The sequence below is a fragment of the Labrys sp. HAY1-8F genome (assembly GCF_056754975.1).
In genome coordinates this window covers 460,548-474,029 of sequence record NZ_JBPGWZ010000002.1, presented here as the reverse complement: position 1 = coordinate 474,029, position 13,482 = coordinate 460,548, and the positions used below count along the sequence as shown (strand labels likewise).

12 protein-coding genes are annotated in these 13,482 nt (G+C 64.1%); 10 read left to right on the top strand and 2 right to left on the bottom strand.

Features of this window, described 5'->3' with window-relative positions; all coding sequences use genetic code 11:
• The first annotated feature begins 15 nt into the window (after positions 1 to 15).
• Positions 16 to 1,794 carry a thiol reductant ABC exporter subunit CydD gene (gene cydD, locus ACR9ZN_RS11200; RefSeq protein ID WP_481272253.1) on the top strand — a complete coding sequence of 593 codons (1,779 nt, stop codon included), beginning with the start codon at positions 16 to 18 and terminating at the stop codon, positions 1,792 to 1,794.
• Positions 1,791 to 3,461 (top strand): thiol reductant ABC exporter subunit CydC, encoded by a 1,671-nt coding sequence (cydC, locus tag ACR9ZN_RS11195; RefSeq protein ID WP_481272252.1) that lies wholly within the window; start codon positions 1,791 to 1,793, stop codon positions 3,459 to 3,461. Before cydD ends, cydC begins: the two co-directional genes overlap by 4 nt.
• On the opposite strand, the gene ACR9ZN_RS11190 is transcribed toward cydC, so the two are convergent.
• On the bottom strand, positions 3,447 to 4,217 hold the full coding sequence (locus ACR9ZN_RS11190) for a helix-turn-helix domain-containing protein (protein WP_434956537.1): 771 nt from the start codon (positions 4,215 to 4,217) through the stop codon (positions 3,447 to 3,449). The genes cydC and ACR9ZN_RS11190 overlap by 15 nt on opposite strands.
• A gap of 275 nt (positions 4,218 to 4,492) precedes the next feature.
• Between ACR9ZN_RS11190 and ACR9ZN_RS11185 the strand changes: the two genes are divergently transcribed.
• Genes ACR9ZN_RS11185 through ACR9ZN_RS11175 form a run of 3 tightly spaced genes read left to right on the top strand, consistent with a single transcriptional unit; the run spans position 4,493 to position 6,942 of the window.
• On the top strand, positions 4,493 to 5,509 hold the full coding sequence (locus ACR9ZN_RS11185; RefSeq protein ID WP_481272251.1) for an alpha/beta fold hydrolase: 1,017 nt from the start codon (positions 4,493 to 4,495) through the stop codon (positions 5,507 to 5,509).
• A gap of 15 nt (positions 5,510 to 5,524) precedes the next feature.
• Positions 5,525 to 6,040 carry an AmiS/UreI family transporter gene (locus tag ACR9ZN_RS11180; protein ID WP_454814030.1) on the top strand — a complete coding sequence of 172 codons (516 nt, stop codon included), beginning with the start codon at positions 5,525 to 5,527 and terminating at the stop codon, positions 6,038 to 6,040.
• A 29-nt stretch (positions 6,041 to 6,069) separates the two neighbouring features.
• Positions 6,070 to 6,942, top strand: a complete 873-nt coding sequence (locus ACR9ZN_RS11175; RefSeq protein WP_434956534.1) for a LysR family transcriptional regulator — start codon at positions 6,070 to 6,072, stop codon at positions 6,940 to 6,942.
• A 7-nt stretch (positions 6,943 to 6,949) separates the two neighbouring features.
• Here ACR9ZN_RS11175 and ACR9ZN_RS11170 read toward each other — a convergent pair whose 3' ends face one another.
• On the bottom strand, positions 6,950 to 7,738 hold the full coding sequence (locus ACR9ZN_RS11170) for an IclR family transcriptional regulator (protein ID WP_454814029.1): 789 nt from the start codon (positions 7,736 to 7,738) through the stop codon (positions 6,950 to 6,952).
• 283 nt (positions 7,739 to 8,021) lie between these two features.
• On the opposite strand from ACR9ZN_RS11170, the gene ACR9ZN_RS11165 reads away from it, so the two are divergent.
• The 5 genes from ACR9ZN_RS11165 to ACR9ZN_RS11145 are packed head-to-tail and all read left to right on the top strand — an operon-like array spanning position 8,022 to position 13,481.
• On the top strand, positions 8,022 to 9,092 hold the full coding sequence (locus ACR9ZN_RS11165) for a substrate-binding domain-containing protein (protein WP_481272250.1): 1,071 nt from the start codon (positions 8,022 to 8,024) through the stop codon (positions 9,090 to 9,092).
• 30 nt (positions 9,093 to 9,122) lie between these two features.
• Positions 9,123 to 10,631: a sugar ABC transporter ATP-binding protein gene (locus ACR9ZN_RS11160; protein ID WP_481272249.1), complete on the top strand. Its 1,509-nt coding sequence runs from the start codon at positions 9,123 to 9,125 to the stop codon at positions 10,629 to 10,631.
• The gene (locus ACR9ZN_RS11155; RefSeq protein ID WP_481272248.1) at positions 10,628 to 11,590 is read left to right on the top strand and encodes an ABC transporter permease; all 963 of its coding nucleotides are present in this window, start codon (positions 10,628 to 10,630) and stop codon (positions 11,588 to 11,590) included. Before ACR9ZN_RS11160 ends, ACR9ZN_RS11155 begins: the two co-directional genes overlap by 4 nt.
• Positions 11,587 to 12,540, top strand: coding sequence for an ABC transporter permease (locus tag ACR9ZN_RS11150; protein WP_481272247.1), 954 nt, complete (start codon positions 11,587 to 11,589; stop codon positions 12,538 to 12,540). Before ACR9ZN_RS11155 ends, ACR9ZN_RS11150 begins: the two co-directional genes overlap by 4 nt.
• On the top strand, positions 12,537 to 13,481 hold the full coding sequence (locus ACR9ZN_RS11145) for an amidohydrolase family protein (RefSeq protein ID WP_481272246.1): 945 nt from the start codon (positions 12,537 to 12,539) through the stop codon (positions 13,479 to 13,481). The genes ACR9ZN_RS11150 and ACR9ZN_RS11145 overlap by 4 nt, the downstream gene beginning before the upstream one ends.
• Position 13,482 lies beyond the last annotated feature (1 nt).

Below are 13,482 nucleotides of genomic sequence, written 5' to 3'. Positions count from 1 at the left end.
GCAGATGAGGTCGATGTGGAGCAAGCAAGCGAGAAGGTCGGCGTCCAGATCGCAGGAAGGCCAAACGGGCGAGACGGCGCCGCTCTCGTCGCTCTCGCCCGCAATGCCCGACAGGGGCTGGCGATCGCAACGATCCTGCCGCTCGTCTCGGGGGGGCTCCTCGTCGTCCAGGCCTATCTGCTGGCTTCGGTGCTGCATCGGGCCGTGGTGGGAGGAGAAAGCGTCGCCACCCTGGGCAGCCTGATCGTCTGGATCGCTGTCCTGATCGCCTCGAGGCTCGTACTGGCAGCGCTGGGCGAGCAGGCGGGTATTGCCGCAGCCGAGCGCATCAAGTTCGAGTTGCGCGGGCGCCTGGCCTCGCGCCTGGCCGCCAGTTCGCTCGAATGGTCGGCCTCACGCTCCTCCGGTGCATTGAGTGCGGCGGTGGTGGACCAGGTCGAAGCACTCGACGGCTTCTTTGCCCGCTTCCTGCCGGCGAGCATACAGGCGGCCGTGCTCCCGCTGGCTTTTGCCGCGGCGGTGCTGCCGGTCGACTGGGTGGTCGGTCTGCTCTTCCTGCTGACGGCGCCACTCATCCCGCTGTTCATGGCGCTGGTGGGCTGGGGGGCGGAGGCGGCGACCAAGGCCCAGGCCAATGCGCTTGTGCGGCTGGCCGGGCATTTCGCCGATCGCCTGCGCGGCATGACCACACTGAAACTCTTCGGTCATGCCGAGTTCGAGACCCGCGATGTCGAACGAGCGAGCGAGGATCTGCGCCGCAGGACCTTGCGCGTGCTGCGCATCGCCTTCCTGTCCTCCGCCGTGCTGGAATTCTTCGCCGCCCTCGGCGTTGCTGGCGTGGCGCTCTATGTGGGCCTGACCTATCTCGGGCTCGTGGACCTGCGCGGCTCCGCCCTCACATTGCAGGCAGGCCTGTTCTGCCTGCTGATGGCTCCGGAAGTCTATCAGCCCTTGCGCCTGCTTGCTGCCCACTATCACGACAGGGCTTCCGCCAAGGCAGCGATTGCCGAGATCGAGGCACGCTTCGCCGGACTGCCGGAGGCCGGCACCGCTTCGGAGCGCGCAGCGCGTCTTCCGGCTTCGTCCGGCGGATTGCCGCTCCGTATCGAGCACCTGACCATCCGGGTACCCGACAGCGATCGCGTCCTGCTCGACGACATCTCGCTGGAGATCGCAGCGGGCCGGCACCTCGCACTTTTCGGTGAAAGCGGGATCGGCAAGTCGAGTCTTTTGGAAACGATAGCCCGCTTGAGACCGGGCGACGGCATCCATGTCGCGGGGCTTGAGCTTGCTGCGATCGACGAAACCAGCCTGCGGGCGGGCGTCGCCTTCATCAGCCAGCGCGCGCGCCTGTTTCATGGCTCGATCGCCGAGAATATCAGGCTGGGCAAGCCTTCCGCCTCGGCGGAGGAGATCGCGCGCGCGGCAGAACGGGCATGTGTCCTGGATTTTGCCTCGAAGCTGCCCGATGGGCTCGATACCCTGATCGGAGAAGGCGGCGTCGGCCTGTCGGGCGGTGAGGGGCATCGGGTCGCCCTGGCGCGCCTGTTCTTGCGAGAACCCGGCCTGATTCTCCTGGATGAGCCGACGGCACATCTGGATGCCGCCACGCAGGCCCGTGTACTCGATGCCTTGGTCGATTTTGCCGCCGGTCGAACCATGATCGTCGCGACCCATTCGCTCGCCGTAGCCGCCCGGCTGGATGAGGCCTGGCGGCTGGCCGGCGGCAAGCTGCTGCCGATGCCGCATTTTCCCGCCGGCAAGGCACACAAACAGCCGAGGTGGACCGCATGATCGCCCTGTTGTCCTTCTGGCCGCTGTTCCGCCAGCACATCGGCCGCATGGGGCTGGCGCTGATGTTGGCCGTGCTGACCTTGGCCGCCGGTGTCGCACTGCTCTGGATCTCGGGCTGGTTCCTGACGGCGGCGGCTCTCACCACGGCGGCGGCGAGCTTCAACCTGTTCGGTCCGTCCTCGCTGATCCGGGGCCTGTCCTTGGTGCGGATCCTCTCGCGCTATGGCGAAAAACTGGTCGGACACGACGCCACCTTGCGCCTCCTCTCGGCTCTCAGAGGCTGGTTGTTCGCGCGCCTGTTTCCGCGCGTTCCCTTGCCGTCACGCGATCTCAGGCATGGTGACCTCGTCAGCCGGCTCACGGCCGACGTCGATACGCTCGACACCGTCTTCCTCACGGCGTTCGGCCCCTTCCTGACGGCCTTGTTGATCGGGACCGGCATGACGGCCGGGCTGTTCTTTCTGCTGCCGGCCTCCGCTCCGATCTATGCTGCGGTCCTGATCCTCGCGCTTGTCGGCGTTCCGGCCGTGCTGACCCTATTCTCGCGCCGGCTGGGTGCGGAACTGGTGGAGGCCTCCGCCGCCTTGCGCATCGCCATGCTGGATCGCATCGATGGCCACGCCGATCTGGTTGCCTTCGGCGCGGTCGCTGCGGCAGGTCAGGAATTCGACCAGGCAGCAAAGCGGCTCGCGCAGGCCCGCAGACGCTCAGCACGCGCCGGCCTGCTGGCCGGGGCGGCTGTACAGGCGCTGGCGGGACTCGCCCTCATCGGCGTGCTCTGGTGCGGCGTCCAGGCTTTGCGGCAGGACGAGATCGGCGGCCCTCTGCTCGTCGGCCTGCTGCTCGCGGTACTCGCGAGCTTCGAAGCAACGGCCGTGCTGGTGCGCAGTGTCGCCAAATTCGGTGCTGCCCTGACGGCCGCCCAGAGGGTGCGTGCGATTGCGCAGATGGCTCCCGCAATCGGCGATCCCCAACGCCCCGTGGCGCTGCCGGATGGCGACCTTGCCGTGAACCAGGTGACTTTCGGCTTCGACCCGGCGCGTCCGGTGCTGCGCAACCTCAGCCTTGCGATTTCGGCAGGCGAGCGCGTGGCAATCATCGGCGAGAGCGGCAGTGGCAAGTCGACCTTGCTTGCCCTGCTGCTCAGGCTGCACGATCCCCAGGCCGGCTCGATTGCAGTGGGCGGCACCGATATCCGCACCGTGCGCCAGGCCGATCTCCATGCACGGGTCGCCCTATTGGGCCAGAATGCGCCTGTCTTTCTCGGCTCGGTGCGCGACAATCTGTTGATCGGCCGAGCCGAGGCGAGCGATGCCGAACTCTGGTCTGCGCTCGACGCGGCACGGATCGCGAATTTCGTGCGGAGCCTCCCCGAGGGGCTCGATGCCTTTGTCGGAGAAGCGGGACGCACTTTGTCCGTCGGGCAGGTGCGGCGGCTCTGTCTTGCCCGCGTCCTGCTGTCACCAGCCGAAATTCTGGTTTTCGATGAACCGACCATTGGCCTCGATCGAGCCATGGAGGTGGATTTCCTGGCCGATCTCGCAGCCGCTACCAAGGGGCGCAGCGTCATCCTCGCAACCCACGCCGACATCCCGGCGGGAGCAGTCGACAAGATGCTTGCCCTCGTCGACGGTCGCCTGATACCGGCAGAGCTAACAGGCGGCTGAACGCCGATGTTCGGGCGGAATGCTGATGCCGGCGATGTCGGTGAGCCGGTCCTCGCGCAGTATCTCCACCAGATGGGCTTCGGGCAGGCGGATCAGTCCCTGCGTCTTCAGCCGGGTGAAACAGCGACTGACGGTCTCGATGGTCAGGCCAAGATAATCGGCGATATCGGTCCGCGACATCATCAGCTGCAACACATGTCGATGATGGGGCTGGCCATTGGCCCGGGCATCGAGCGTGAGCAGGAAGCTTGCCAGCTTTTCGAGCGGCGCCAACCGGCCGAGCATGAGCTGATTGTCTTGGGCCTGGCGCAAGGCCGCTCTGGTCATGCGATGCAGCCTGTCCCTGAGGCTCGGAAACTCGCTCATCAGCAACTCCATCTCGCGGATGGGGAAGGCGCACAGATTGGAAGCGATGACGGCTTCGGCCGATTGGGAATGGACGTCGTCGTCGACCAGGCCGAGATAGTCGCCCGGCAACAGAAACCCGGCGATTTGCCGCCGGCCATCGGGCAGATCGGTGAAGAGCCTGAGCATGCCGGATGTCAGGCTGTAGACCTTGCGGCGGGGATCGCCCTGGCGCAGCAGCGTCTGGTTGGGCTGGAGCGCCATCGGGCTGACAATGCTTTCGAGACGATGAAGATCCTCATCGGCCATGGCCGCGCAAAGAGCCTGGTGCCGAACGTCACAGTCGCTGCAGGCTCCGCAAGCCTTGCGGACTAGCGTGAGAGGAGAGCGGAATCCGGCTGCTGCGCCCATGATGAGAACCAATCGCGTTGCGACGAAGTCTATGGGGTAGCAGGTGGGGGCAGAGCCCGCGACTGGACATTTCGTCCAGTCGGACCGTCTGGCGAGGCGAGGTGGGCAGCAAACTGCGACCAAAGGGCGAGCAGCTTCGCGTGTGGGTTGAGAATGCAATTCTAATACAGGAGATAAGTACTTCTAATTTGCCAACATAGATGATGAAGCCCTTAATTAGTTCTATCCGAAATCGATGAATTTTGTTCTCGGAAAGAGAAAATTCGGGAGGGGATATGGCAGATTACAGCATTTTTGATCTTGGTGACGTCGTATTGCAGTCTGGATCTACGTTGCGCGCGACGAAGTTGGCCTACAAAACCTATGAAAATCTCAATGCCAAGCGGGACAATGCCATCGTCTACCCGACCTGGTATTCCGGCCAACACTATGAAAACGAGTGGCTGATTGGGGAGGGCATGGCCCTCGACCCCAACCGCTACTTCATCATCGTGCCCAACATGCTCGGCAACGGCCTGTCGAGTTCACCGAGTAACACGCCCGAACCGTGGAACAAGGCGCGCTTTCCCAAGGTGACGCCCTATGACAACGTGCGCCTGCAGCACAGGCTCGTGACGGAGAAGTTCGGCATCGAAACGCTCCCATTGGTGACGGGCTGGTCCATGGGCGCGGGGCAGACCTATCACTGGGCGGCTCTCTATCCGGATATGGTGCAGCGCATTCTGCCCTTCCAGGGCGCGGCACGCTGCTCGCGGCATAATTTCGTCTTCCTTGAAGGCGTGAAGGCAGCGCTCACCGCCGACGCAGCCTTCAAGGAAGGTTGGTACGACACATCCCCCACGCGGGGACTGCGAGCCATGGCCCGGGTCTATGCCGGTTGGGGCTTCAGCCAGGCCTTTTATCGGGAAAAGCTCGACCTCGAAGTCATGGGCTATGCCAGTCTGGAGGATTTCCTTGTCGGCTTCTGGGAAGGCATCTTCCTGCCCCGCGATGCCAATAACCTTCTGACCATGCTGTGGTGCTGGCAGCATGGCGATATCAGCAAGAACGAGCTTTTCCACGGCGATTTCGAAAAGGCACTGGGCGCCATCAAAGCCAAGGCCTTCGTCGTGCCTGCGTCAACGGATCTCTATTTCCCGCCGGAAGACAATATCCATGAGGTCAAGCACATGCCCAACGCCGAATTGCGTCAGATCGACAGCATCTGGGGCCACTTTGCCGGGGGGCCGGGCACCAGTCCCGCCGATGTGAAGACGCTCGACAATCTGCTCAAAGAACTGCTGGCCAGTTGAGCGCGGGAGGCTTTCATGCTGGTCGGCTTGGTTCTGCTCTATGTCGGCATGGTGCTGTTCCAGAATGGTCTATGGCTGCTCGGCCGGATCGGGGACAGGGAAGTCGCCTTGCCGAACTTCTTTTCAGGGGCCGTGCTGGCCCTCGTCAGCCTCGACCTGGTGATGGGAGGTACGCTCACACTCGGGGCGGTCAAATCGGCCGCGCTGATTCTCCTGTTCGGCATCACCTTCCTCTGGGTCGGCTTCAACCAACTCAACGGGAATGACGGACGCGGACTGGGCTGGTATTGCCTTTCCGTGGTCGCCATTCTCCTGCCGATCACCATCGAGAGCTTCCGGGCGGCGGCCACTATCTGGGACCATTGGTTTGCGCTGTGCTGGCTACTTTGGGCCATCCTCTATGCGATGTTCTTCCTTTTGCTGGTAAAGGGCATGCGGATTGGCCGCCCGACAGGCTGGATGGCTTTGTTCAACAGTGTGGTCACCGGCCTTCTCCCCGGCTATCTCTTGCTCGGAGGTCATCTGGCATAGTCATCTTGCCTGGCCGGGCAGAGGAAGCCATGTCGTCGACCTATCTCGATATTCGCTCGTTGCGCGCCTTCGTCCTGACGGTCGAGACGGGAAGCCTTACCGAGGCTTCCCGTCGGATGGGACGTACGCAGTCGGCCGTGACCCAGCAGATCCAAAAATTGGAACAGATCATCGGACGCCCCCTGTTCGATGACACCAGGCGGGCGCTGGAACTGAGCGAGACCGGCACGGTGTTCCTGTCCCATGCCCGTCAGATTCTGAGCAGCCACGATGAGTGCCTGGCGCGCTTTACTCCGAAGACAGCCGAAGAGAAGGTGGTTTTCGGTGTGCCCGATCTCTACGCCACTTTCCTCTTGCCGCCGATCCTCAGCGCCTTTCGTCGGGACTATCCGCATATTCGCATCGAACTGCGCTGCGCCCTGTCGAGACCGCTGGTAGCGCGAGTGCGCGAGGGCAGCGTCGACATCGCCCTGGTGACACGGATGGACGGCTTCACCGGCGGCCAGGTGGTCGGGCGCGAGCAACTGGTCTGGCTGACGGGAGCAACCTCATCGGCCCATCTGGAAGATCCCGTGCCGATGGCTCTGCTGCCACCCGGCAATATCTATCGCGACTACGCCATCGAGGCGCTCGACAGGGCCGGGCGGAGCTGGCGCATCGCCTGCGTCAGTGACAGCATCAGCGGGCTGCAGACGGCCGTGCTGTCGGGTATCGCCGTTACTGTGCTGATCGAGAGCGCCCTGGTGCCGGGGCTGCGCCAGCCGCCCATGCAGGCGGGCTTTCCAGCCTTGCCGAGCGTCGACTTGCTGCTTTACCGCTCGGCCACTGAGCAGAGTTCGCCGGCTGTGGAAACGCTTCATCGCTATCTGCTCAACCATCTCAGCCTGACGGGCGGCAAATAGGAAGAGGCTATGCCGCCTCGCGCGGACCGACGGCCTTGCCATGAAGCGAAAGCGCCGCCGTCTTCAGGCAGCCGAGATAATGCTGGCGGTTGCGGATGCCGTCCTCGCGTGGCGTCACCAGGCAGAGCGTGGCGGTGCAGCGATCCTGGCCGTCGAAGACCGGCACGGCGAAACAGTGGGTGAAGCTGTCGACGATGCTGTTGAAGGTGAACTCGCCCGCTGCGGCAGCCTGGCGGACTTCGGCGATGAAGTGGCCGGGATCCAGCATATTGCCATTGGGCAGGCGGAAATCACCGGCGGGAATGAAAGCCAGGATCTCCTCGTCGCTCAGATGCGAGAGCAGGAGGCGCCCCGAGGCGGTCCAGGGGATTGGCACCGCACGCCCGACATCCGAGGAAATCCGAAACGGCCTCACACCCTCCTTCATGCGCACGACAGTATATTTGTTGTCGTCCAGCATGCAGAATTGGGCGGTCTCGCGCGTCTCCGCGGCAATCTGGGCAAGGACCTTGTCGCATTCGCGCATGAAGTCGAAATGGTCCTCATAAGCCGCGCCGAGGAAATAGAGCTTGCGGCCGAGATAGACTCGCCCCTCGCCATCGGCATATTCGAGAATGCCATTGCGCAGCAGGAGATTGACCAGTTCATAGACGGATGAGCGCGGAGCCCCGATACGAGAGGCGATCTCGTTTGGTTTGGTCGGCTCGCGCTTCATGCGCAGGAAATCGAGGATCTCGAAGGCACGGTCGAGGCCACGCGTGCGCCTGGCAATACCTTCGTCGCTGATTGAATCCATTCCTGTCCTACCTGACCCGCTCGAGCGGGGTGCCCCCCTGCTGTTGTTTCACTGATGAACGTTACGGCACGCATCAACGCAAGCCGCAAACCGATCCTTTCCGCAATGATATTTCGACTTGGGCGGGTGATGCCTTCAAAAATTTCGCCGCCCGCTTGTCAGCCCCGAAAAACCGCCTATAGTTCGAGATGTCCGATATTGTGACCATATGTACAGTATATTGTACATCACGCAAGAGCCAAGGCTGCAAACAAGGCCCGCTGGCTCACAAGAGGGGAACGACATGATCAAGACTTCATTGCTGAGGAAGCTCACCGATCGGCGCGCCTTGATGGCGGGTGTCGGTCTCGCCGTGTTCGCCTTCGCGACCACGGCAGGCGCGGCTCAGGCCGCTTCGAACTGCGTGAAGGGCGACCGCAAGGCGCCTTATCGTATCGGCTGGGCCAACATCTATTCCGTGCCGACCTGGATGAAGCAGACGGAGGGCACCATCGTCAGCGAAGTCGACGGCCTCAAGAAGGAAGGGCTTGTCAAGGACCTGATGATCACCGACGCGCAGGGCAACGCGCAGACCCAGATCCAGCAGATCCAGTCGATGATCGACGCCAATCTCGATGCCATCATCGTCGAGGCCGGCTCGTCCACGGCGCTCGACCGCGTCATCTCCGACGCCTGCGCCAAAGGCATCGCCGTGATGAATTTCGACAGCCTGGTCGACACCAACAATCTCACGGCCAAGATCAACACGGATTCGCTCGAATGGGGCAAGCAGGCCGCCGAGTGGATGGTCAAGCAGCTTGGTGGCAAGGGCAAGATCATCATCATGAACGGCCCGGCCGGCGTCTCGGTCAGCGATGATCGCCGCAAGGGTGCCCAGCCGGTGCTCGACGCCAATAAGGGCCTGGAGATCATCACCGAGACCAACACCGAATACAATGTCGCTCCCGCCCAGGAAGCGATGACCAGTCTGCTTTTCGCCAATCCCCAGATCGACGGCGTGCTGTCGCTCGGCGGCGCCCTGTCGGCCGGTTCGGTGCTGGCCTTCGACCGGCAGGGACGCGACCAGGTGCCGACCACGGGTGAGAACGCCCGTCAATTCCTGGAGCTGTGGAAGGAGAAGAAGCTGAAGGGCTGGGGTACCATGCAGCCCAATTGGCTCGGTGCCTTCTCCGTCTATGCGGCGGTCCAGGCATTACAGGGCAAGACCATCCCGACTAAGGTCAAGGTGCCGCTGCCGGTGATCGACGACAGCAATATCGACTCCTATCTGGCCCGTGCCGACAAGTTCCCGGCGGATGGCTACATCTACTCTGACTATGACAAGGCGCTCTTCGACAAGCTGCTGGCGCAGTAAGCGTCAGGGTTTGCATAGAGAGTTTGTCTCATGACCGATCGTCCACCCTTGCTGGAAGCCCGTCAGATCCTGAAGGGCTTTTTCGGCAACCCGGTGCTGAAGGGCGTCAGCATCGCGCTGCGTCCGGGCCGGGTGCATGCCTTGCTGGGCGAGAACGGGGCCGGCAAGTCGACGCTGATCAACCTGCTGTCCGGCGCCTTGGCGCCGGATGGTGGGGAGATCGTGCTCGACGGCAAGCCTGTCACGCGTTTCAACCCGGATCTTGCACGCAAGGCCGGCATCGCCGTGGTCCAGCAGGAGCTCAGCCTCACGCCCGAGCTTTCCATCGCCGAGAATATCGGCCTGGGTGCCTATCCCCGCCGTTTCGGTCTGGTGGATTATCGCGAACTCCAGCGCCGCGTCGAGGAGGTCTGCGCCCTTGTCGGCCTGACGGAAGCGCCTGACGCGCTGGTCGGCGACCTCGCCCTCGGTCGCCGCCAGATGGTGGAGATCGCCAAGGCGCTCTTTCGCCGTCCTCGCGTATTGATCTTGGACGAGCCGACCTCCTCGCTGTCGGGCCATGAGGCCGGTGTCCTGGCGGGGTTGATCGGCAGGCTGTGCGATGAGGGGCTGGCGCTTCTCTATATCTCGCATCGCCTCAACGAGGTGCGGGCGCTGTGCTCGCATGTCACGGTGCTGAAGGACGGCGTGGTGACGGCCGACCAGCCGCTCGCCGGCGTCGACGCCGAGGGGCTGGTACGCCTGATGGTGGGGCGCGATGCCGGCGACTTGTTTCCGGCCTGGACGCCGCGGACCATCGGCGAGGAACGCATCCATCTCCAGGGCTTTTCTGCCGGCATGGTGCGCGACGTCGACTTCATCGCCCGCTCCGGCGAGATCGTCGGCATCGGCGGCCTGGTGGGGCAGGGGCAGGAGGATTTCCTGCTCGGGCTCTACGGCGCCATTCCCGCCTCGGCGCAGAGCGCCAGGCTATGCGGCAAGTCAGGCCTGTTCTCCACGGTGGGCGCCGCCAATGCGGCTGGCCTCGCCTATGTGCCGGCTGACCGCAAGAAGGAGGGGCTGATCCTGCCCCATTCCATCGCTTCCAACCTGTTGCTGCCTTCCCTCGATCTCCAGGCGCGGCACGGGCTGCGGGATAGCGGCCGCGAACGCTCGATGGTCGCCGAGCTTGCCCGGCGCCTCACCATCAAGGGCGATACGACACGGCCGGTGCAGGCTTTGTCCGGGGGCAATCAGCAGAAGGTGGCGCTGGCCAAGTGGCTGCCGCTTGATCCCTCAGTCCTGCTGCTCAACGACCCGACGCGCGGCGTCGACATCGAAACCAAGAGAGAGATCTATCTGATGCTCCAGGGCTTTGCCGCCGATGGCAAGCTGGTGATCCTGCTGAGCTCGGATACGCCCGAACTCGTGCATCTGTGCGACAGGGTCGTGGTGTTCAGCGAGGGCCGGGCCGTGTCCACGCTCGAACGGGACTCCATTTCCGAGGAAGCCATCGTCGGCTCCGCCATGGGTATCTCCAGCCGGGAGGTAGCAGCATGAGCGGCACTATCTCCTCGGCCAGCCTCTATCTGGCGGTACAGCGCCGTCGCAATCGCGGCCTCGGCGGCCTCTATCTCGTCGTCGCCGGCTTCCTGCTGCTCTATGCCTGGCTCTTTCCCGGCATTCTGAGCCTCGGCGGCTTTTCGAAATTCACCCAGAACTGGTTTCCACTCGCTCTGGTCACCATGGCGCAGGCCCTGCTGATGCTGAATGGCGGCATCACCTTGGCGGTGGGGCCGATGGTGAGCCTGGGCGCCGTCATCGCCGCAACGACGATGGGCGGCCCGGCCGGCTCGATCGGCGGCATCCTGCTGGTAGCCCTGGCCGGACTGGCGATCGGCAGCCTGATCGGCGTGATCGTCGCCTATCTGCGCCTGCCGGCCATCATCGTCACGCTGGCCGGTTCCTTCATCATCACAGGCGTCGCCTTGCTGATCCTGCCACGGCCGGGCGGCTTCGTGCCGCCCTGGTTCTCCGAGTTCCTGGCGGGTGACGGGCCGACGGCCTTCATCCTGCTGCTGACCGTGCTGGTTGCCTGGAAACTGTTCCTGGCCACGCCGACCGGACTCGGCATCTATGCGGCCGGCGACAATCCGGTCGGTGCCTACCGCTCGGGCGTGCCGGTGGAAAAAGTGAAGGTGATCGCCTTTGCCATCTCCGGCCTGCTCGCCGTCCTCGCCGGCCTCTTCGTGGCGGCGCAGACCGGATCGGGCGATCCCGTCATTGGCAACCCCTTCACGCTGAACTCGATCGCCGGGGCAGTATTGGGCGGCGTTGGCTTCCTGGGCGGCAAGGGCACCATGCGCGGCGCGATCTGCGGCAGCCTGCTGCTCTCGGTGATGATCAATGTGATGTTCTTCCTCGGTTTCCCGCCGGTCGCTCAATATGTCGCCCAGGGCCTGATCATCGTCGGGGCCGTGGCCATTCCCGAACTCTCCGCGCGCTGGAGGAAGAAATGAGCAGCCTGTCCACGGCCGTCAGGGGGCTCTTCAAGAGCCCGGCGCTGCTCACTCTGATCCTGGTGGCGCTGGTCTGGCTTGTCGCCAGCCTCAGCCTCCGTGGCTTCGGCGCCTATGGTCATCTGCGCTACCTCCTGGAATTGGCCGCCGTGATCGGCATCGTGGCAGCGGGGCAGACGCTGGTGATCATTATGGGCGGTATCGATCTTTCGGTCGGAGCCGTAATCACCGTCACCGCGATCATGATTCCGCTGATTTCGCCGGGCTGGGACGCCTCGGGGCTGGTCGGCATCGTCGGGGCCCTGGCGATCGCCACCTCGATCGGCTTGCTGAACGGCGCCGGCGCCGCCTTCCTGCGCGTACCACCCATCATCATGACCCTGGCGATGGCGACCTTCCTGCAGGGCCTGCTGGTGATCGTCGCCGGCGGCAGCGCTGTGTCCGTGACCAACAAGGCCGTGATCTGGCTGGGTTCGGCGCGGCCGCTCGGCGTTCCCGCCGGCATCATCCTGTGGGCCGTTGTCTCCCTTGCGGTACTTGTCCTGCTGCATCGCATGCCGATGGGCGTGCGCTTCCTGGCACTGGGCGCCAACCCAGTGGCGGCACGGCTGTCGGGCGTGAGCGTCACCCGCAATACGCTGCTGCTCTACGCCCTGTCCGGCTTCTTTGCGGGCCTTGCCGGCACGCTCATCCTCGGCATGAACCGCCAGGGCTATGTCGGCATCGGCGATCCCTATCTCCTGATGTCGATCGCTGCGGTGGTGCTCGGCGGCACCTCCATTCTCGGCGGCAAGGGCAGCTATGCCGGCACTATTCCGGGGGCCATTTTGCTGGTGACCACCACGGCCCTGATCACGGTGGTCAACGCCTCGCCGGGCTGGCGCTCGATCATGTTCGGCTCGCTCATCCTGGCCCTGCTGCTGATCTCGGGGCGTGAGGCGCGCCGATGACCGCTGTCTATGGCGGGCCGATCATCGACCCGCATCATCATCTCTGGGACCTTTCGCTGGGACGCCACCCCTGGCTGCGCCCGCCCGAGGGCGAGGAGAGGGAAATGGTGTTCGGCAGCCTGGCGCCGATCCGGCGCAATTATGGTGTCGCCGACTATCTTGCTGATGCCGTTGGCCAGAATATCGTCGCCACCGTGCATGTCGAAGCGGGCTGGTCTTCCGAACATCCTTTGGAGGAAAGCCGCTGGCTCGAAAGCCTCGACAGAACGTCGGGCGTGGCGCGGCGCATCGTCGCCCGCGTGCCGCTCGACCGTCCCGATGCCGCGGCGCTGATCGAGGCGGAAGCGGCAAACCGTCTCGTCGTCGGCATCCGGGATATCGTCAGCTGGCACCCGGAGCCAGCCAAGAGCTTCGCGCACTCGAGGGACCTGATGGGCGATCCGCAATGGCGCAATGGCTTGCGGGCGGCGACACGGCTCGGCTTCGTCTTCGACCTCATGCTGTTCCCCTGGCAGATGGCGGAAGCCCTCCGCCTCGTCGCGGATTTCCCGGACACGCTGTTCGTGCTCAACCATTGCGGCAGCCCGGCCGACCGAAGTCCGGAGGGCATGGCGCTGTGGCGGCAGGGCCTAGAGGCGCTGGGGCGGGCCGACAACCTCCTCATCAAGATCTCCGACCTCGTCGCCTATGACAATCACTGGAGCCTCGACAGCCTGAGGCCAGTGATCGAGCATTGCATCGCCTGTTTCGGGCCGCGGCGCGCGATGTTCGCCAGCGATTTTCCGGTTGCCGCGCTGCATGCGCGCTTCGCAGAGGTCTATGACGCCTTCCGCATCGTGGCCGCCGAACTCAGCGCGAGCGAGCAGCGGGATCTCTTCTTTGCCACCGCCAACCGGGCCTATCGGCTCGGTCTCGACAACGCCGCCACCAGCGGAACCTGAT

Bases quoted from the DNA above. Each gene is read 5' to 3' on its own strand.
- ACR9ZN_RS11180 (WP_454814030.1), top strand. From the start codon at position 5,525: ATGCTGGTCGGCTTGGTTCTGCTCTATGTCGGCATGGTGCTGTTCCAG.
- ACR9ZN_RS11185 (WP_481272251.1), top strand. From the start codon at position 4,493: ATGGCAGATTACAGCATTTTTGATCTTGGTGACGTCGTATTGCAGTCT.
- ACR9ZN_RS11165 (WP_481272250.1), top strand. From the start codon at position 8,022: ATGATCAAGACTTCATTGCTGAGGAAGCTCACCGATCGGCGCGCCTTG.
- ACR9ZN_RS11160 (WP_481272249.1), top strand. From the start codon at position 9,123: ATGACCGATCGTCCACCCTTGCTGGAAGCCCGTCAGATCCTGAAGGGC.
- ACR9ZN_RS11175 (WP_434956534.1), top strand. From the start codon at position 6,070: ATGTCGTCGACCTATCTCGATATTCGCTCGTTGCGCGCCTTCGTCCTG.
- ACR9ZN_RS11190 (WP_434956537.1), bottom strand. From the start codon at position 4,217: ATGGGCGCAGCAGCCGGATTCCGCTCTCCTCTCACGCTAGTCCGCAAG.
- ACR9ZN_RS11150 (WP_481272247.1), top strand. From the start codon at position 11,587: ATGAGCAGCCTGTCCACGGCCGTCAGGGGGCTCTTCAAGAGCCCGGCG.
- ACR9ZN_RS11145 (WP_481272246.1), top strand. From the start codon at position 12,537: ATGACCGCTGTCTATGGCGGGCCGATCATCGACCCGCATCATCATCTC.
- ACR9ZN_RS11155 (WP_481272248.1), top strand. From the start codon at position 10,628: ATGAGCGGCACTATCTCCTCGGCCAGCCTCTATCTGGCGGTACAGCGC.
- cydC (WP_481272252.1), top strand. From the start codon at position 1,791: ATGATCGCCCTGTTGTCCTTCTGGCCGCTGTTCCGCCAGCACATCGGC.
- ACR9ZN_RS11170 (WP_454814029.1), bottom strand. From the start codon at position 7,738: ATGGATTCAATCAGCGACGAAGGTATTGCCAGGCGCACGCGTGGCCTC.